The sequence below is a fragment of the Brevibacillus sp. NRS-1366 genome (genome assembly GCF_050467985.1).
Window position 1 is genome coordinate 40,049 of the sequence record NZ_JBITPN010000045.1, and the last position, 19,637, is coordinate 59,685.

18 protein-coding genes are annotated in these 19,637 nt (G+C 46.2%); 8 read left to right on the plus strand and 10 right to left on the minus strand.

Annotated features, from left to right (window positions below):
* Positions 1–129: 129 nt before the first annotated feature.
* Positions 130–1,905: a stage II sporulation protein P gene (spoIIP, locus tag ACIFQN_RS27810; protein WP_429836289.1), complete on the plus strand. Its 1,776-nt coding sequence runs from the start codon at positions 130–132 to the stop codon at positions 1,903–1,905.
* A gap of 151 nt (positions 1,906–2,056) precedes the next feature.
* On the plus strand, positions 2,057–2,209 hold the full coding sequence (locus ACIFQN_RS27815; RefSeq protein ID WP_429836290.1) for a hypothetical protein: 153 nt from the start codon (positions 2,057–2,059) through the stop codon (positions 2,207–2,209).
* Between the two features lie 231 nt (positions 2,210–2,440).
* On the opposite strand, the gene ACIFQN_RS27820 is transcribed toward ACIFQN_RS27815, so the two are convergent.
* Entirely contained in the window at positions 2,441–2,869 is a 429-nt protein-coding gene (locus ACIFQN_RS27820) for a hypothetical protein (protein ID WP_429836291.1), read from the minus strand.
* Positions 2,870–3,034: 165 nt separating this feature from the next.
* On the opposite strand from ACIFQN_RS27820, the gene ACIFQN_RS27825 reads away from it, so the two are divergent.
* Positions 3,035–3,565, plus strand: coding sequence for an RNA polymerase sigma factor (locus ACIFQN_RS27825; protein WP_429836292.1), 531 nt, complete (start codon positions 3,035–3,037; stop codon positions 3,563–3,565).
* Positions 3,549–4,874: a peptidoglycan D,D-transpeptidase FtsI family protein gene (locus ACIFQN_RS27830; RefSeq protein WP_429836293.1), complete on the plus strand. Its 1,326-nt coding sequence runs from the start codon at positions 3,549–3,551 to the stop codon at positions 4,872–4,874. Before ACIFQN_RS27825 ends, ACIFQN_RS27830 begins: the two co-directional genes overlap by 17 nt.
* A 149-nt stretch (positions 4,875–5,023) precedes the next feature.
* Here the strand turns inward: ACIFQN_RS27830 and ACIFQN_RS27835 are convergent, their stop codons facing one another.
* The 3 genes from ACIFQN_RS27835 to ACIFQN_RS27845 form a co-directional block, all read right to left on the minus strand.
* Complete coding sequence (locus ACIFQN_RS27835; protein WP_429836294.1) at positions 5,024–5,698, minus strand: O-methyltransferase; 675 nt, start codon at positions 5,696–5,698, stop codon at positions 5,024–5,026.
* Positions 5,699–5,822: 124 nt separating this feature from the next.
* Positions 5,823–6,254 carry a tetratricopeptide repeat protein gene (locus ACIFQN_RS27840; RefSeq protein ID WP_429836363.1) on the minus strand — a complete coding sequence of 144 codons (432 nt, stop codon included), beginning with the start codon at positions 6,252–6,254 and terminating at the stop codon, positions 5,823–5,825.
* A 206-nt stretch (positions 6,255–6,460) separates the two neighbouring features.
* Entirely contained in the window at positions 6,461–6,832 is a 372-nt protein-coding gene (locus ACIFQN_RS27845; RefSeq protein ID WP_429836295.1) for a CPBP family intramembrane glutamic endopeptidase, read from the minus strand.
* Between the two features lie 582 nt (positions 6,833–7,414).
* On the opposite strand from ACIFQN_RS27845, the gene ACIFQN_RS27850 reads away from it, so the two are divergent.
* Entirely contained in the window at positions 7,415–7,687 is a 273-nt protein-coding gene (locus ACIFQN_RS27850; protein WP_429836296.1) for a hypothetical protein, read from the plus strand.
* Positions 7,688–7,880: 193 nt separating this feature from the next.
* Here ACIFQN_RS27850 and ACIFQN_RS27855 read toward each other — a convergent pair whose 3' ends face one another.
* The 6 genes from ACIFQN_RS27855 to ACIFQN_RS27880 are packed head-to-tail and all read right to left on the minus strand — an operon-like array spanning position 7,881 to position 14,123.
* On the minus strand, positions 7,881–8,882 hold the full coding sequence (locus ACIFQN_RS27855) for a dipeptidase (RefSeq protein WP_429836297.1): 1,002 nt from the start codon (positions 8,880–8,882) through the stop codon (positions 7,881–7,883).
* Entirely contained in the window at positions 8,879–9,646 is a 768-nt protein-coding gene (locus tag ACIFQN_RS27860; RefSeq protein ID WP_429836298.1) for an ABC transporter ATP-binding protein, read from the minus strand. The genes ACIFQN_RS27855 and ACIFQN_RS27860 overlap by 4 nt, the downstream gene beginning before the upstream one ends.
* Positions 9,630–10,604, minus strand: a complete 975-nt coding sequence (locus ACIFQN_RS27865; protein ID WP_429836299.1) for an ABC transporter ATP-binding protein — start codon at positions 10,602–10,604, stop codon at positions 9,630–9,632. Before ACIFQN_RS27865 ends, ACIFQN_RS27860 begins: the two co-directional genes overlap by 17 nt.
* 10 nt (positions 10,605–10,614) lie before the next feature.
* Positions 10,615–11,511, minus strand: coding sequence for an ABC transporter permease subunit (locus ACIFQN_RS27870; RefSeq protein ID WP_429836300.1), 897 nt, complete (start codon positions 11,509–11,511; stop codon positions 10,615–10,617).
* An 11-nt stretch (positions 11,512–11,522) separates the two neighbouring features.
* The gene (locus ACIFQN_RS27875) at positions 11,523–12,527 is read right to left on the minus strand and encodes an ABC transporter permease (protein WP_429836301.1); all 1,005 of its coding nucleotides are present in this window, start codon (positions 12,525–12,527) and stop codon (positions 11,523–11,525) included.
* Positions 12,528–12,548: 21 nt separating this feature from the next.
* On the minus strand, positions 12,549–14,123 hold the full coding sequence (locus ACIFQN_RS27880; RefSeq protein WP_429836302.1) for an ABC transporter substrate-binding protein: 1,575 nt from the start codon (positions 14,121–14,123) through the stop codon (positions 12,549–12,551).
* 290 nt (positions 14,124–14,413) lie between these two features.
* Between ACIFQN_RS27880 and ACIFQN_RS27885 the strand changes: the two genes are divergently transcribed.
* The 3 genes from ACIFQN_RS27885 (at position 14,414) to ACIFQN_RS27895 (ending at position 19,535) form a co-directional block, all read left to right on the plus strand.
* Complete coding sequence (locus ACIFQN_RS27885) at positions 14,414–15,151, plus strand: response regulator transcription factor (protein ID WP_429836303.1); 738 nt, start codon at positions 14,414–14,416, stop codon at positions 15,149–15,151.
* A gap of 10 nt (positions 15,152–15,161) precedes the next feature.
* Positions 15,162–16,952, plus strand: a complete 1,791-nt coding sequence (locus tag ACIFQN_RS27890) for a sensor histidine kinase (protein ID WP_429836304.1) — start codon at positions 15,162–15,164, stop codon at positions 16,950–16,952.
* Between the two features lie 513 nt (positions 16,953–17,465).
* Entirely contained in the window at positions 17,466–19,535 is a 2,070-nt protein-coding gene (locus tag ACIFQN_RS27895) for an endonuclease MutS2 (protein ID WP_429836305.1), read from the plus strand.
* Positions 19,536–19,637: the final 102 nt, after the last annotated feature.

Genomic DNA, 19,637 nt, shown 5'->3' on the forward strand with positions numbered 1-19,637 from the left:
AATTTTTTTACCTCCCCCCGCCATAAAAACCTGTCGCAAAATGCAGGAATATGGAACTAAATCGAGAACCTCTTACTTACAGGATGTATTTTCCAGTCATAACAGGTCGAACAGAGAGGAACGAGGCTCGTGTTTTCACGTAAAAATATCATCTTGACCGCTGTTTGTTCCCTACTTTTGCTGACGCCGTTCTCGCATGCAGAGGCGGCTACCCATGTCGAGATCGCTGTAGATCAACTAAATATTCGCATTGCACCAGATGCAACCTCTCAAATAGTCGGAACCATCGCAAAAACGATACGTTTGCCGATTGTAAAGCAACAACAAAACGGTTGGACGCAAGTGAAGCTCACTACTGGCAAGATGGGTTGGGTAAACAATAAGTATGTCAAAATGATTGAAATTCCCCGGATCATCTATGTAAAGAGCACGGTAGACATGCTGAATGTCCGGGTGGAACCGAATACGACTTCACAAATAGTGCAGATCATCGACAAAAACGGAGTGTTTTTGCAAACGAAAAAACAAGGGGATTGGGCACAAATCAAGCTGTCTGACAAAGCGAGCGGTTGGGTCAATGCACGTTACTTGGCAGAAACGTCCGCACCCGCGCCTGCCCCGACACCAGTACCAACGCCAACACCAACGCCAACACCAACACCAACACCAACACCAACACCAACACCAGTTCCTACGCCAGTGCCAACACCTACACCAGCACCTTCTATCCCGCCCTCTACCGGAAATGGGCAAATGGCTGGTACCATCGTGTTGCAAGAAGGGCATGAAATCTATGCCGAGCCCAATATTTTGGGAACAGTCATCGGTCAGCTAAGCGCGGGTACGGTCGTCAATCAATATGGATACTTTGAAGGTTGGTACACGATTGATTTCAATGGCACCTATGCCTACATATTCAAGCCGATGGTTCAGGGGGATGCAGGTCAAGGGCAACCGAACGAAATTCCTGCGACATCGAACCCGACAACGGGACAGGCAGAACCGTCGATTCGCGTAAAAAATGCCGATACCAATCTGAGAAGCGGTCCTGGAACCGATTATGGGGTCGTCGGAAATGCTCAGCCTGGGCAGGTATTTCCGATTGTACAAACAGAAGGTGACTGGTATATGATTCGGCTCCCTGACAATTCCACTGCCTATATTGCCAGTTGGATTGTAGATCGTGTCCAGCCAGGCGGAAGTCAGCCGGTAACCGGAACGGGCACCGGTGGGACAGGTTACAACCAAGGCATGGTTGGAAATGAGACGGTTTTTATTTACCACACACATAACCGGGAATCGTGGAGAAATGTTGCGCGTAATACACAGGGCAGCTCGGTTGATGATTCTGAGATCAACATCACGTTGGTTGGAAAACGACTCGGTGAACTGTTGCAGGCGAGAGGTATTCCAGCAATGGCGAATCAGGATGATTTTGCCCAGAAGCTGGCAGAACAAAAGAAAAGCTATTCCATGTCCTATACGGAATCGTACAAAGCGGTAGCAGCAGCAGCATCTGCTAGTCCGAATCTAAAGTATATTTTTGATATTCATCGCGACAGTGATGAGCCTCGCAGCAAGGTAGCCCTTACCTTGAACGGCAAGACGTACTCGCGTATGTTGTTTGTGATTGGGACAGCCAATCCGACGTATTTGGAAAACAAGAAGCTGGCAGAAAATCTGCATGCTCGTCTGGAGGCCGCCTATCCAGGATTGTCTCGTGGGATTATTCTGAAGGGAGCGAATGAAGGAAATGGCGTGTATAACCAGTCTGTTTCCGAGGGAAGCTTGCTTCTGGAATTCGGAGGAACGAACAACACTTTGGAGGAATGCTACAATACAGCAGAAGCATTCGCTGACGTGTTCGTTCATTATATGTTAGAATCCCAAATCGCATTTAAGTAACAGTGCAGCACGATTCTTTTCGCAGGATTTGCGGAGAGAATCGTTTTTTCTTAGTACAGCCAAGGATTTATCTAGTGAACCATGTAGCCAGAAGAAGAGTTGGTACGACCATGATGATATCTACCCGCAACCTGGAGGTGAAGGATCTTTTATGGAACTATTGGTTGGATTATTACTGTTGGCAGGCATCTTGTCCATATTTGATGCCATTCGAAAACTGAATAAAAACATTATCACTCAAATTGATCAGAACGAACGTATGATTGAATTACTGAATGATTTAAAAAAGAAAGGAACCTACTGAGCATCGTAATTATTTGCCGTATTCCATCTATAGGTAAAAATACCTACATATGCTTGTAGTAAAGTACCTTCTCATCGACTACTATAATAGTATTCACGTATTTTATTTACGTACTACCCCTTACGTAACCCCACTCGCTTTACGGCGCGTGGGGATTTTTTTTCGGCCGCCGAAATTTCCAAACTCTATCACGCATGATACCATCCATACATAATAAATTTACTACTCAGGTTACTTGTCAGTTGATTTCGATAAACAAGTAAGGACGGTATACCCAAAAACAATCCCACTGATGATAGTGAATTCTTTTGCATGAACCAGAACATACGTAAGAAACGGTGGTAGAGAATTCCCAACAGGAGAAAAGTAAAGCAAGATGACAGTCGTTCCAAAAAGAGCGGGCAACCCAATCGCTACGCTTTTTACCCAGTCATATTTCCAGCTTCCTGTTTCCTTCCCTTCCCTAAGCAAATGAGGAAGAGCAAAGAGCAAACCGATCAGGATCGGGTAGAGAGAAAGATAGAGCAAATGGGGAAAACGCTCGAAATTCATCCTTGATTGCTCAAACAATACATATTCGTAATTTGACAAAATGGTTATGAAATAGCTGACCAAGATAGTAAAAGCTAGGTAGGTACCTAAACGGAGAATCACTTTCACACGGACACCTCCTTTGTCACACATAGGATAGTTACTTCATCTACTCAGTGCTGTCCCCAGAGAGAAAAGCTCAGGCTGGGACAGTATTTTTTTTATGGAATAAAACTGTAAGCAAATCTCTTTTTTGCGTCTAATAAGATACAAAGTCAAAAAAGGAGCGTACCAATGGATTCAGATGACCGAATAGAGCGATGGTTTCATCAATACGGCAACGATATTTACAATTACCTCGCATATTTTACGGGACGAAGAGATGTCGAGGATTTAGTCCAGGAAGTATTTACGAAGGCACTAAGAGCCTTAGCAGGTTATGAAGGTAGAGCACAGCCCAAGACATGGCTTCTTACGATCGCGCGTCATGCAGCGATTGATTATAGAAGAAAGCAAAAAATGATGGACTTGTTTCCAGAAACCGTCCTTGGACTTCTCATTTCCAAAGAGCGTACACCTGAAAAAGCATTGGTGTTGAAGGAACAATTGCAAGAAGTTTATCAAGCCATGAATCAGCTCAAAAGGACGTATCGAGAAGTTCTTATTCTACGCTTGATAGAGGGGATTTCTACAGAAGAGACAGCAGAAGTCTTGGGATGGAGCGAAGCAAAAGTAAGTACGACGCTGCATCGAGCCATAAAGGAACTCCAAAAACAAATGGCCAATAGTGGCAGGGAGGTCAATCTACATGACGCCATCTTCTGAAGAAAAAGAGATAAGCACGCTGCTTCATTCGTTTCCATCACTGCGGATGGAGGAGGACAAACAACGTGATATTGCCCGACATATCCGGCAAGAAAAGGAGCTGCTCACACGGATGAAACGGCGAAAAGCGCATCGAAAGGTGATCGGAGGCATAGCCGCTTCTTTTGCTTTTCTGTTTATTACCTATCAGTTGATTCCTCCCTCGCTATCCTCATCTGAACCAAGCGTACAACGTATGAACACAGAGGAGAACCAAAAGTCAAACGCAGCGGGAACTAAAGAAAACAAAGACGCTGTCTTAACGATCGATCGACAAATTCAATCTTATGTGGAAGAAGCGTTAAACAAGACCGATGCTGCCTATCACCCTGAAAGTATGACTATAATCGTATCAGATCCAAATACCGGCGAAATTCTGGGGATGGCAAGTCGGGGGAAGCAGGCTTCAGCTGACAGTCTGGCGGAAGTAGGGAGAGCGATACCTGATCCTGTTGCAGCGTTTCGAATCGTGACTCTGGCGGCAGCTGTCCAAGAGGGAAAGTTTAATCCCAGAGAAGTCTACGATTCCGGAACGTACAAGGACATCCCGGGAAACCCGATCAATGACCACAATAATGGCATAGGCTGGGGCAAGATTCCATTTTTAGAGGGTATCCAGCGCTCCTCCAATGTCGTATTTGCGAAACTCGGCGTAGAGCGTTTAAAGAAGGATTTGCTCCAGGAATATTTTGAGCGATTTGGCTTTGGGCAAAAGACGGACATCGGGCTTTCTTATGAAGAGGCTGGAAAAATACCCACTATGGACCATCCGCGCGAAGTAGCGCTGGCTACTATAGGACAGGGTGGTTCTGCATCAGCGATTCAACAAGTAGCTGCTGTCGGAGCCGTTGCCAATGGTGGCAAGCTGTTGAAACCACATATGACCAAGACAGCGGGAGTGGATGAGAATCATGCTTACCAGATCCGACAAGTCATCTCAGAGGAAACGGCCGTACAGGTTCGAGATATTTTGGAAGAAGTTGTGAATAGCAGGGTTGGATCTGCTAAAGCATTTTCCATGGAAGAATATCCCGTAGCTGGGAACTCGGGACTCGCACAGAAGTACGATCAGAAAGGAAAGATTATGGATGGAAAATACATGGTTTCCTTTATTGGATTTGCGCCAAGTGATCAACCGAAGCTATTGGTTTACGTCGTTGTTGATGATCCGAAATCTGACTCTTCTGTTGGAGTATGGTCGAGGGAAATTATTGCTCCGCCATTTAAAGAAGTCATGGAAAAGAGTTTAAAGTATCTTCAGCAGCGATGAGCAGGAAAAACAGAACACATAAAAGAATGCTCAGCGCAGGATGAAGTTCCAGCACTTAATTTTTCAACTCTCAACCTGAACAGCATCGTTTGGTTTAAGCAAACCCGTCCCCAATGGTTAAGCGGAGACGGGTTTTTGTTGTAGTTGGATCACTTGTCCTCTGTGACTACTGCAATGGCGAAGCCGTCGTAGCCCTTGCTTCCCACTGTTTGAAGGGCTGTCGCACTTACACGCGGCTCACTCGCGACGAGCTCGGTGAAGCGACGGACTCCGATGATGCTAGGATCGGTGCTTGTTTCATCGACAACTTTGCCGTTGCGTACGACGTTGTCTGTAATGATCAGACTGCCTTTGCGGGAGTGATTGAGTGCCCACTGGAAGTAATCCGGATTGCTTTGCTTGTCTGCGTCAATGAAAAATAAGTCAAAGGGACCGTGACCTTCTTCATCCAGTTGCGCCAGGGAGTCGAGGGCTTGCCCGAGTCGAATTTCTACGATGTGATCCAGACCGGCGCGGGCGATATTTTTACGGGCGACTTCCGCATGCTTTGGATCAGCCTCCAGTGTGATTAAACGACCGTCTGCAGGAAGTGCCCGTGCGAGCCAAATCGTGCTGTAGCCGCCCAGAGTCCCGATTTCGAGAATGGTGCGAGCGCCTTGGATTTGCGCTAATAGATGCAGCAGCTTTCCTTGATTAGGAGCAACGTCTATCGGGGGTAGGCCAGCTCCCGCGTTATCCTGCAGAGCTGCGTCAAGGGCGGGATCATGGGGCACGAGCATATCGGTAAAGTAACGATCGACTGCTGTCCACGTTTCTTTAGACATGAGATCAACTCCTTTGGTTGTTCTAACAGGGATATTATAACATTTTATGTAATTGGCACTAACTAGAATGTTGCAACTACAACTGACATAAATCAAGTGCCGGACTGCTCCTTTTGCAATGGTTCTACCAGGTCTGATTCAAGTGGTCACGATAGTAACGGATCGCACGGCTGTACAGTTGGATATGTTCGCTAGAAGAAGTCTCCACCAAGCTATCCAGAAGAAGCTGCACCGATCCTTCGAAATCGTTGGCACTATATTTTGCCAAAGCCAAAAACACGCGCAAGGAATGGTCATCGGGGTAGAGCTTGATTCCCTCAGCTAATAAAGAAATGGATTTTTCAAACTCTCCGATACAACGGTATGTACTGCCTAACCCCAGATACGCTCCGCGAAGCTCTTCCTTCTCTAGTGTACCTAAAGCAATTGCTGTCTCATAAAAAGGAACAGCCTCACTTTCAAGACCGAGCCTATCGTGAACGGACGCACATTCATACATGATTTTGGCATGTTCCGGATGTTCGTTCGCGAGCTCGATGAGACCTTGTCTTGCCATTTCAAGCAAGTGCTGAGAACCAGCTTCGTCAGATTGACGTATGGAGCGAGCTTTATCTATTTCATCCAGAATCAGTTGGAGCTTGGCAGTCGGCATCAATCATTCATTCCCCTTCTTTGTTCTTTAAATATGATGATACTCTGAGTCTGCCTTCCCTCACGAACTTTCAAATTGTCACAATTCAGGACAGCAACTCTTCATTCAAATCATGAAAACCAATTGACATAGAGGAAACCAGTAAACGCAAAAAAGTTCGTGAATACATGGGACACCGTGGTTGGAAGTATGGTTTTGTAACGATACGCATACCAACCCCATAAGCTCCCCATAAAGAAAGCGCCGCCTGCAAAGCTGAGGAGTCCACCGTCCATTCCCGAGTCCTTGGCCAAAGCAGGGGCAAAATGCCACAGTCCAAAACAAATCGTAGGGTAAAGAAACCCAAGCACTGGATGATGCGGAAAATGATCAGGAAATACGCCCCGCCATAAAAGCTCTTCCAGCGGCGCATTTATCAGAGCAAATAATAGGGCGAGAAAAATGACTGTCCAGCTTGCGAGGGGGGCATATTGGGCAAACACCGCAATTCCGGTAGAGAATAAGGGCAGCGCAACAAAAGCAAGGGTGAAGCCATGCGCTCATTTAGAGGGGACTCTTCGCGGGAATTTCCACAAGTCGGTACGTTTTCTCTTGAGAAACAGGATCGATATGGGTATACACCAAGCCAACCAATAGAAGACATATCCGAGCAAATAGCCCCAGGTATCTCCGAATAGATGAACCAAAAGCTGAAAAAGGAAGACTTGCGAGAGAACGAGAACAGGAGCAATCGCAATAAGAATTTTCTGTTCTTTTGACCACGATTTCACGAAAATCCCTCTCTGTTGACCGAATTTTCTTACCCACATACCCTTAATTCAATAGCGCTACTGTTTTAGCATGAGAGCTGACGATTAGAAGCAGTGTAATGATGTTTGTCACGAATAAAGCCTACCTGTATCCTGAAATGAAAAAGTTAATGAAACCGACAGGATTAATTTATTCGGATCATTATGGTTCACAAGCTATGCTCCTTTCGAGCTATGTAAAACAGGAATCCATGTATGTAAGCAACTCATTAAAAGATACCATAAAAGAAGGTGTAATTGTATAAAAAAGGAGGTTTGGACAGGGGGCTACCGAGGATCATTGCTTTGGTGAATCAGTGTCCGATCAGCACGTCACGGGGGGAACATGCGAAACACGTTTGCGATGCAGATCCATTATCTGCAGATGTAGCAACCCATGTAATGGGGAATGGTTGGCGTTTAGGTGATACCGAAACAGAATATAGCCATGCCACAATGTGGTGGGTAATTGGCCCTGGAGTGCCCGGTGTATACGCCTACGCGTATTATGAAGTGGATTTACCAGCGGCGGAGAAGTCCAATCAATAATAAAGTGTTTTTGCATAACAAAACCCACAAGTACTTAGTGGGCTTTGTTATGCTATTCAACTCGCTTCTTTCGTTCAACAATTGAGCAAACAGGGCTTAGCGTACAAAATCCGCATTTGTTGGCGGTACTTCTTGATGGTGTATTACTTATTCCGTTAATGGGTAAGGGTGCTCATTTATATTACGACCAATCCTATTTCCAGACTTCCTTGTACACTCTCATGAAGTTTTTGCTCAAAATTCCTTCAATGGCTGCATCCTTATACCCTCTTCTCGTGAGAGCGTGGATTAGTTCAGGTATCTTGGAATGTCCTTTTACAACGTCAAAATCCTGGCGGGGCAACTTTGCCAAACTCTCTGGAGATTCGTATTTTCGAAACGGTTCAATAATATCAAGTCCTAGACCGACATGCTCTACCCCCACCAGTCTGGCGATATGATCCACATGGTCGATAAGATGGTCCAAGTCTGACTCTTCATCCGTATCTGCTACGAAGAAGTTTACACCATTCATGCCGATAACTCCGTTGGTGGAAGCGATGGCCTTAATCTGCTCATCCGTGAGGTTACGCATGGAGCCAACGATGGATCTGCAATTGGAGTGGGAGGCAATAATCGGCTTTTTAGCGAACGCCATGACATCCCAAAAGCCCTCGTCGTTTAAGTGACTCACATCGATGATCATTCCCAGCGCTTCCGACTCTTCGACTACTTGCACGCCAAAATCAGTGAGCCCGCCCTTTCTCCCTTCACGCGTCGGGGTAAAATGGCTTCCGTCTCCAACGAAATTGCGTCTGCTCCAAACCAAGCCCATAAAACGAACGCCCAGCTCGTAAAAAACACGAATCATGCTTAAATCGTTAGAGATAGGTTCTGCCCCTTCAAGAGACAAAATAAAACCCACTTTTCCCGTATCTCTCGCAGTTTGGATATCATCGAGGTTCTTGCAAATCATGATTTTGTCAGGGGATTCACTCGCTTCAGCATGCAGAGCACTGATTTGCTGAAGCGCTTTTCTCATACCCATCTCCGGCAAAAATTGACTGTCAATAAATATAGCAGCGACAACGGTCTGCACCCCGCCAGCCAGAAAATCCGGCAAATACTCTGTCTCTATTACTTTTCTTTTACCCTGTTCTCTTTGAACTGCGACATCCAGCAAAAGGTCAAAATGACCATCAATTACGTGTGTCATAAGTTACCTCTCTCCTTGTTCATTTTTGGAAGACTAGATAAAAGTCGCTGCGTATACGTCTCCTGCGGCTGAATGAAAAGTGCCTCCGTTTCATTTTCCTCGACAAGACTGCCGTGGTAGAGCACGCCAATCCGATCACACATATAGCGGATGACGGACATATCATGAGAGATAAACAAGTAGGTAAGCCCACGCTCTTGTTGAAGTGATTTGAGCAAATTCAGGATTTGCGCCTGAATGGAGATGTCGAGTGCAGACGTTGGCTCGTCGAGAATGATGAATTCCGGCTCGGTAATGATGGCTCGGGCAATGGCAATCCGTTGACGCTGTCCGCCTGAAAATTCATGCGGGTAACGGGAGAGATGGTCTGGGTGCATGCCAACACGACGTACCAGCGTACCAAGGTATTCATCGGACGATTTTCGCTTCCATTCTTCTTTTGGGAGGGCACGCAGCGGTTCGGTGATGATCTGACGGATGTTCATCCGGACGTCCAACGATGATTGAGGGTCTTGAAATACTACCTGCACACTACCCGGCCTGGGGCGATTGTAACGGCCTTTCTTCCACAGCTCCTGATCTCGGAAGGAAATGTGCCCTGTAGTAGGCTCCAATAGCCCGCAAATCATGTTCACAATCGTGCTTTTCCCTGATCCTGACTCCCCGACGAGTCCGTACGTTTCTCTCTTTTGGATATGGAACGTCACTTGGTTCACCGCGGTGGCTGCCCCGAACGTTTTTCCCAGCTCAGTGACTGACAGCATTGGCGATGTTCACCTCCCAGCAGGCGCTTTGGTGACCGGAAGCGCTCGTGATGACAGGCGGTTTCTGGTTGCAACGCGAGGAACGGATGGGACAGCGATCCTGATAAACACAGCCCAACGGTCGTTTTCTTGCGTTGAATGATTCTCCTGCGATTACCTTTAACGGCTGGCTTTTCTCTTTCCCCTCGGGCATCGCCTCAATCAATGCGCGGGTGTAGGGATGATTAGAGTGAAACAGCACATTTTGTGTTTTCCCTGACTCGACAACCGTTCCCCCATACATGACATACACCCGGTCGCACATATTGGCAACCACGCCGATATCGTGGGTAATCAGCATGATGCTCGTGCCTGTTTCGGTACTTAAATCCTTCATCAATTTGAGGATCTCAGCCTGAACGGTAACATCTAGCGCAGTAGTGGGTTCATCCGCGATCAACAGCTCCGGTGGAGACGACATGGCCAATGCAATGACCACCCGCTGTCTCATCCCTCCGCTCAGTTCGTGCGGATATTGCCGAAAGGTCTTCTCTGGGTCCTTCATTTGAACTGCTGCCAGTGCCTCCACAGCCAAACGCTCCGCTACTGCAGGGGTGACGCCCCGATGCTTGCGTATTACGTTAGCGAGCTGTTTGCCGATGCGCATGGTCGGGTTCAATGCGGTCATTGGTTCTTGAAAAACCATGCCGATTTTCTTGCCTCGTAATACCTGAATTTCCTTTTCCTTCAGCGAAAGAATTTCCTGACCACGATAGCGAATGCTTCCGCCGGTGTAAACAGCATTTCGGTCAAGCAGCCGGAGAACCGATTGGGCCGTCACCGATTTTCCCGACCCGGATTCACCAACAATTCCGATGGTTTCTCCCGGTTGAATCGCAAGTGATACGCGATCAAGCACGGGAATGGTCCCATAGATGGATTGGAAGGAAACGGATAAATCGGTTATTTCTAACAACATAGTGTACCACCTACCTAGCTGATTTGGGGTCCAGCATATCGCGAAGCCCGTCACCTAAAATGTTAAAGCTGATCGTTACCAGAAAGATGGCGATTCCGGGGAAGGTAGGGTACCACCATTGATCCAGGAAATACTTCCATCCGGTATTGATGATGGACCCCCACTCGGGAGTCGGAGGTTGTACGCCCAATCCTAGGAATCCTAACGTTGCCACCATCAAGATCGCATCTCCCAGATCTAGCGTCATTTGAATAATAACGGGTGTAATGATGTTTGGGATGATATGACGGATGATAATCCAATTGTCAGAAAGTCCAAACGTCTGAGCAGCCTTTACAAACAATTTCTCCTTGACCACCAGCGTCTCACTCCTGGCGAGACGAACGAATGCCGGAATCTTGACGATCACAATTGCCAGGATGGCGTTCAAAAGGCTAGGACCAAGCGCCGCTGCGAGCGCCATGGCCAGAATTAATGTAGGAAACGCGAGAATAACGTCCATGATTCGCATGATAATTTGTCCGAATGTACCGCCACGATACCCCGCCACCGCGCCAAGCAATATCCCGATCAAACCGGATATCAGAATGATCGAGATGCCCATGCCAAGCGATAGGCGGGTGCCGTACACGACACGGGAAAAAAGATCACGCCCAACCTCGTCCGTACCAAACCAGTGATCGGTTGACGGCGCCTTTAACGCTAGACTCATCTGAACCTGCTCTGGGTCATAGGGACTTAGTATTGGAGCAAGGAGGGCGATGAGTACGAACAGAAGGAAGATTACCCCCCCAACAAGCGTAAGCGGATTTCGCCGAAAGCGGCTCCAAAAAATATGAGCAGTACCGGGTGTGCGCGACGAAAACGCTGCCGCGTGGGAAGTGGCTACTGTTTGAGGTGTTTCCATGCGGTCGCTCCTTATTCACGAATTTGCGGGTCCAGCGCCATATAGAGAAGATCAACAATCAGATTGATCAGGACATATCCGATCGCAATCATAATAGTAAAGCCCATGATTGCAGGGAAATCCAGGTTGGCGATGGAATCCACCACATATTTGCCTAGGCCTGGCCAGTTAAAAATGGTTTCCGTCACAACAGCTCCCCCCAATAAGGAACCAATGGACAACCCGACTACTGTCACTGTCGGCATCAGCGCATTACGCAGGGCATAGCGGAAGATTAATAAACCAGAGGTGAGGCCGTTGGCTCGCGCCGTCTTGATGTAGTCCTGCTGCAAAACCTCCAGCATGGAGGCGCGAATTTGCCTGGAGATGGTCGAAAGATGGGCAAACGCCAGGATGGTGACTGGTAAAACCAAATGAAGCACGGCATTGTAAAACGCTTTCATATTTCCGCTGAGCAGGCTGTCTACCGTATAAAGACCCGTAATGGTAGGCGGAGCGTCGACAAACAGATCAATTCGTTCCGATGCCGGTAACCATCCCAGAACCCCATAAAACAGAATAATGACCATCAATCCACTCCAGAAAACAGGGAGGGAGGCGCCACTGATCGAAAATATCCGTCCGACATAATCCCACACGGTATTGGATTTGACAGCGGTTAACACCCCGATTGCCACTCCCAAAATGATGGCAACTACAAAGGTAAATAAGACAAGTTCCATAGTAGCAGGGAAATAGGTAATCAAATCATCCAGCACTGGCTGCTGCGTTCGCAGTGATGTCCCCAAGTCACCGGTCAGCAAGCCTTTCACATAATTCAGATATTGCATATAAAGCGGATCGTTCAATCCCATTTGCTCGCGCACTCGCTGGTAGGTTTCTTCAGACGCCTTTACTCCAACAATCATCCGGGCGGGGTCGCCCGGAATGACGTTGGACATTAGAAAAGTAATGCATGAGACGCCGAAGATGACAAGCACCAGCATGAGCAAGCGGTTCCGTATTATTGCCCACATCGTTTCATCACATTCCCCTCGTTACTCGCTGATTGACATATTTTCCAGGTTGTAAATACCGTCAAGCATGGGGTTGTACTTGAACCCTTTCACCTTTTTAGAGATTGGCAACAGGAACTGGCGTTGATCCAGGTAGGCATAAACGGCGTCTTCATTGACGATTTTGGATACCTCCTGATACAGCTTCAGGCGCTTTTCCTTGTCTTGGATGGATGCAGCTTCGCGCAGCATTTTGTCCACTTCGTCGTTTTTATAAAAAGAACGGTTGCCGGACAATCCCCAGCTATCAGAATCAAACCACGGGGTCATGAACTCCCAAGGATCCGCTGTATCAGGAGTCCACATTCCCAGGCTCAGGTCAAACTCGCCCTTGTCTAGCATTTCCCGCATGGTAGCGTACGCCACCTTGTTCAGCTTGACTGTGATCCCGATCTGAGATAAATCGTTTTGTAGCGCCAGAGCTAGCGGTTCCCAAATCGGCGTCGTAGCGGAGTAGAGCAGCGTCAATTCTAAGCCGGTCTTGCCGGATTCACTCATCAATTGTTTAGCTTTGTCTACATCATAATTGTACATCTTGGCGTTTGCGTCATGCCCCCACAAGCCTTCCGGGACTGGTCCACGCAATTGGATAACCGTATCTTTCTGTATATTTTTGATGATCGCCTGATAGTTGATTCCGTAGCTGATCGCTTGGCGCACCTTCTTGTCCTTCAGCGCCTCATGTCCTTTTCCGATGTTCATGTAGACGTAATCCACCAACAGCGACGGCACCTTTACCAGATTTATATTGTTATCCTTTTCCAGCTCTAGCAGTTGTTCAACCGGAATCCCCTCAGCAATGTCTATTTCACCTTTTGTCAACTTCAGGCGAGCAGCGGATACATCGGAGTTGATTTGGAAGTAAACGGTTCCGATCGCCGGCTTTTCTTTGGCATGTGGATTCGGCGTATACTTGTAGTACTGGCCTTTTTTATATTCAGCCAGTTGATACACGCCGCTGCCGGCTGTGTTGGACGAGAGCCATGCCTGCGCGAGATCACCATCTTTTTCATGCTCCATCACTTTAGGATTTACGATGGATCCATAGTTGCCTGCGAAACGGGGCAATAATAGCGGATTTGGCTCCTTCAACTGGAACTCGACCGTATACGGATCGATTACTTTAATTTCCTTGATCTTTTTGAAGGCATCGGACGGTCCTTTTTCTACTTTCAGAAGGCGATCGAACGTGAACTTGACCGCGTCTGCATTTACTTCCGTGCCGTCCGTAAACTTGTGTCCTGGCTCCAGCGTGAAGGTATACACCATGAAGTCGGGACTTACCTTCCACTCCTTGGCCAACCCTGGCACCAAATCAGTCTTTTCGCCATTGTACTCGATCAAGCGTTCATACGAGCTGTATGTCAGCTTCCATGCGGTATTGTCCATGGACACAGCCGGATCGAGCGGTCCCGGTTCAGCCGGGATAGAAATCACCAGCTTTTGTTGCGATGCTTCCGACTGCTGCCCAGCCTCTCCTTGCGTCGGTGCCTGCTTGGAACAGGCAACAGCTGTTAGCATGAGTACGGACAGCAAACCAATTGCCAAACGTTTCATTCTGACTTTACCCCCTTTAAATGTACAGTTTGCGGTTCGTTAATCTGAAAATTCCGTTTATGCTCCAATTTAATAACAAATAACCATTCTGTAATAGGTACAATTCTTGGTATTTGGTATCATTTTTTGGTATGTTGTCATGTCTACATCCGGAAGCAATCTTTTGTCTGACGTTTCCATTTTCATCGTTTTATATGGGGGACCATGCGGAATATTCAAAAGTAATGGAATTATCAAGCAATGTGCTATACTACTTTTAGTAGTTTGATGTGAACGAAGGGGGCGGGAACATGTATAAACTGTTAATTGCAGATGACGAATATGAATTCAGGAATGGCCTAACCCGCTTCTTCCCATGGAATCAGGTCGGGTTTGAAGCCGTCAAACAGGCCGAAAACGGAAAAGAGATTTTGGACATCGTTCTTACAAATGAGATTGATGTCATCCTATGTGATATTAAAATGCCAATTTTGAGTGGAATTGATGTAGCTAGAGAATTGCGGCATTCACACATCAAGATCGTGTTTCTTAGCGGTTATCGGGAGTTCGAATACGCCCAGCAGGCGCTGACTTTCGGGGTGAAAAACTATATTCTAAAACCGCCCAAATTTCACGAGCTGGAAAATGTCTTCAAGGGACTGAAAGAGGAACTTGACCAAAAAAAGGATCTCAGCGCAAGTCAGCTTACGAGTGAGAAAGAAGAAGGCCCTGTTTTCGAAACGTTAATCTCTAGAATCAAACGCTATATCGAGCAAAACTATCGAGACGCAACGCTTGAGGGTACTGCAAAATTTGTCCACTTGAATCAGCATTATCTGAGCAAATACTTTAAACAAAAAACCAGTGAAAATTTCTCGGATTATGTCATCCGTGTAAAAATGGAAAAAGCAAAGGAATTGTTGGCGGACCGCAACAGCAAAACGTATGAAATCAGTGAGATGGTAGGTTACAGCAACGCCAAGAATTTCACGCGGATGTTCCGGAAATACACGGGCAAAAGCCCCAGGGAATACAGAAACCAGGAATAAAGGGTGTCCTATGTTTAATAAAAGCATGCATCGCGCATTTTTCGTCAGAAGCCTGGCAACCTTTTTAATTCCCATGTTAATCCCGTTGCTAGTTCTCGGAGTACTGTCCAGTATTATCATTCAGCAGTACGTGAAAGAAGAAATCAACCGGAACAACAGCAACTTACTGAAACAAACGGAAGAAAATATCACCATGTTCTTCGACGAACTAGATTCGTTGAATATGCACGCTGTCGCCCGTGTCATTGATGTCCCGCATAAGAGAATCTTTCAAAAAAACGTGTTGGAAGCGGATGACTACGCTCGATTGAACGCACTTAAACAATTCATTGATTCCCCTGCTGTCGCTAGACCTTATATCGAATCCGTTTACCTTTACCTGAAAAATGACAAACATCGTCTGTTCACCTCGACTGATGGCCGCCTTGTTGAGCTAGATGAATTTTATGACAGATCCTGGTTTGATACCTTTTTACACCAGAAAGGTGAAAAAGCGTTGGTCTGGACGGAACCCAGGACGGTTCGCAGGTATGAATTGGACAATCGATCTACCTACTTAAAATTTATTAGCATGTACAAAAAAATATCGATCTCCGATAATGATGACGGCGTCATTGTTTTCAATATAAAGCGCGATTACATTCAGAATTATCTGGCCGGATTCTCCATATTGAAAGACCAAAGCTTGCTCATTATTGACAAAAACGAGGAAGTCATCTTTAGAAATAATGTTGAGAATTACTTGAAGCTAGATGTCAGAGAGCTCTTGTCCCGTCACTCATCCTTTTTTCCTTTGGAACTGGGGGACGATTCTTATATTGTCTCCATGCTAAGTTCTGAGAAATATGGCTGGCGTTTCTTTTCCATTATCCCGAAGGCATCTCTTTATGAATTACCAACCCAGCTAAGCATGATAGCCTTAGGGTTGCTGATCATCTCGTTATTGGGAGGCACTGCATTAGCCTATCAATTAAGCAAGAAGGGGTACGATAACATCAAAACCATCATCTCTCTCCTTCAATCAGCCGAAAAAGGCCTCCCGTTATCTCCACTCCCTCGGCGGGGAAAAGATGTTTACAGCTACATCATTCAAAGTATCCTGAAGAATTTTATCGAACAAAATTATCTAAAAGTTCAGCTGTCGGAACAAAAATATAGAATGAAAGCGATGGAATTTACCGCATTGCAGTCCCAATTAAACCCGCACTTTTTGTTTAATACCCTTGGAACGATTTACTGGAAGGCTGCAAGTCTTACCGGAGGACTCAATTCATTAAATCAAATGATAGAAAACCTTTCTGATATCCTCCGATTTTCACTGAGTGGTGAGAACAAATTGGTTACACTACAGGAAGAAATCACTTATACGATCAGTTATATTGATATCCAAAAGGTCAGGTACAAGGATACCTTTGATGTAATCTGGAGTATTGAGGATAATATCCAGCAAAACAGTGTGATGAAACTGTTCCTGCAGCCCTTACTTGAGAACAGTCTCTATCACGGAATCAAGGAGAAGAACAGCTTTGGAGTTATTAAAATCAAAATGAAAGTGATTCAATCCTCTTTGCACATTTCTGTTACGGATAACGGGAACGGAATGACACGAGAAAGACTGAGGGTCATTCGGGACAATCTAAACGCCAGTATCGAACAAACCAAACATATCGGGCTTTTTAATACCCACAGGAGGTTAAAGCTGACCTTCGGTGAACAATACGGGCTACTCATCCGCAGTAAGTTCAAGTGGGGTACCTCTGTACATTTGACCATTCCGATTCATGATTTGAAATCTGAGTGAGCCAACTATTACTCTGCTTTCTTCGTGGTGAACGAATGATATTCTTGCAATCAGGAAGGGTTTTGCGCTGCGATCATGCAGTTCTATGGCTACGGATTTGCCGATTTCCAAACGCGATAGCTTGTACTTTTTCAGGTAAGGCATCCTTTTATCTTGACGGTCCCATATCCTGTAAGCTATAGTGTGATTAACCTTATCTAAGGAGAGATGTTGATGTCGGCGGTAGTTCTTAACTAAAGCAATTCCATACAGAAGGTTATTGGATGAATCATTCGAAATTTTGCTGGGTAAGCAAAGTTTATTTGTGATGGTTTATTTATGGCCTTGGAATTAGTTAAGAACAACGGATATCATACAATGCCTTAGGTATATACCTATCATTGCACCCACATCCGTGCTGTTTTTCAGCGCGGATTTTTTTGTAGGGGCTTTTTTTAGGTATTCCAAAAAGGGCGGAGAATGACATTTGTTCATTCTCCGCCCTTTTTTTATTTACAAAAGGAGAGATCTGAGATGAATGAAAAAGCATTGCAACGACTGGAATACGACAAGATCAAAGAAACACTGATGGGGCACACGATTTCGTACGTAGGGAAAAAGCATGTGGAAAAAATGATGCCTATGACCTCAAGCAAAGTCCTGCGAAAAAAATTGGATGAGACAGCTGAAGCGAAGTCCTTGATCCAGTACGGGGCCAGTGTGCCCATCCCTTCGCTGGAAGGAATCGAGCAGATCGTTTCGCTTTTGGGAACAGGCTATGTGTTCAGTGAAAAAGACTTTACGCATATCTCCCAATTTTTGACGAGCTGCACACAACTAATGAAATACATGGCAGCCAAAGCAGATATTGCACCGCGTGTCAGCACCTATGCGTCATCCATGCACACGATGACTAAACTGAAGTCGGAAATCGAGCTGTGCATTCGCCATGGGCAGGTCGTCGATACGGCCAGCAAAGACTTACTGAAGACGAGAAAGCGTATCGCTGTTTTTGAGGAACGCTTGAAAAACAAGCTAGATTCACTGATGAGCAAATATCGCTCGATCCTGCAGGAGAACATGCTCAGCACGCGTAATGGGCGCTACGTCCTTCCCGTCAAAAAAGAGTACCGGAAGCAAGTAAACGGCATGGTGCTGGACGAATCCGCGAGCGGCCAAACGGTCTATATGGAGCCAACAGAAGTCAGTACGCTGCAGTTTGAGCTGACCGCGCTTAAATCTGAGGAAGAGCGAGAAGTAACCAAAGTTCTCATACAATTATCTGCATTGGCTGAGGAGTTCACCCATGAGTTTCAAATGAATGTGGAGACAGTAGGTGCCTACGACTTTCTTTTTGCCAAAGCCAAATATGCACTTGCTCTGGCTGCATCCAATGTGCAAATCAATGAGGAGGGGATCGTAGACTTGCGGGAGGCGAGGCATCCACTGCTTGGCAAGCAAATGGTACCGCTGAACTTTACGATCGGGCGAAAATACAAATCGTTGGTAATTACCGGCCCCAATACGGGCGGTAAAACCCTTACGTTAAAAACGGTTGGTCTGTTAACGGTCATGGTGCAGTCAGGACTGCTGGTACCGGTACAGGAAGGAAGCATGTTTTCCATATTTACCAATATTGCTGCGGATATCGGTGATGGACAAAGTATTGAGCATGCTCTCAGTACCTTTTCAGCCCATGTTCACAATGTCATCGACATCTTAAAAGTTACGAACGATTCAACGCTCGTCCTAATCGACGAAATGGCTTCCGGTACAGATCCAGGTGAAGGCGTCGGCTTATCCATCGCGATTTTGGAAGAACTGCAAAAAAGAGGCGCGACTGTTATTGCGACGACGCACTTCAACGAAATCAAAAATTTCGCCTCTGTTACACCCGGGTTTCAAAATGCTCGGATGGAATTCGACGCGGATACTCTTCAACCTTTGTACCGCTTGCGTATAGGGGAAGCAGGACAGAGCTACGCATTTTTGATCGCACTGAAGCTGGGGATTCCGGCTGAAATCATTCAGAGGTCAAGGGAGATTACAGCACGTGGTGTTGGTACCGACAAGCCGCAGGGTTTGAACACGAATGAAAGCCTAGAGAGTGAGGAAGAACGAGACGATTACGAAAGCCCAGAGAACCAGGATGCTCAGGAAACTCAGGAAACCAAAAAAACTCCGGAAAATCAGTTGTCCGAACAGGAAAAGACTGCCGCCGAGCTTCAAAAAGGGGCTGCCGCAGATCCCTTAAAGGAAAAAGAAGCAGCTGATGAGGAGTCCGCCACAGAAGAAAGGGCACCAAAGAAAGAGAAAGCATTCGAAGTAGGGGATTGTGTCTTCGTTTCATATTTGGGCAGAACAGGAATTGTATTTGCAACTGAGGATTCAAAAGGGAACGTCGGAGTTATGATTCAAAACCAGAAATACAAGATCAATAAAAAACGTCTCGTCTTGCACATCGAAAAAAAGGAATTGTATCCGGACAGCTACGATATGGACATCGTGTTTGAAACGAAAGAGAACCGCAAAAAGCGGAAAACAATGAGCCGCAAGTACGTGGAGGAGCTTTCCATCGAAACAAAGCACGAGGACTGGAAATAGGGGGAAATTTTCCCCCTCTTTTTTTATCTATTTAACCATAGAAGACTCCCACCTCTATAGGTGGTGAGATGAATGCGTTTTTTTGCTTCTAGAACATACGTT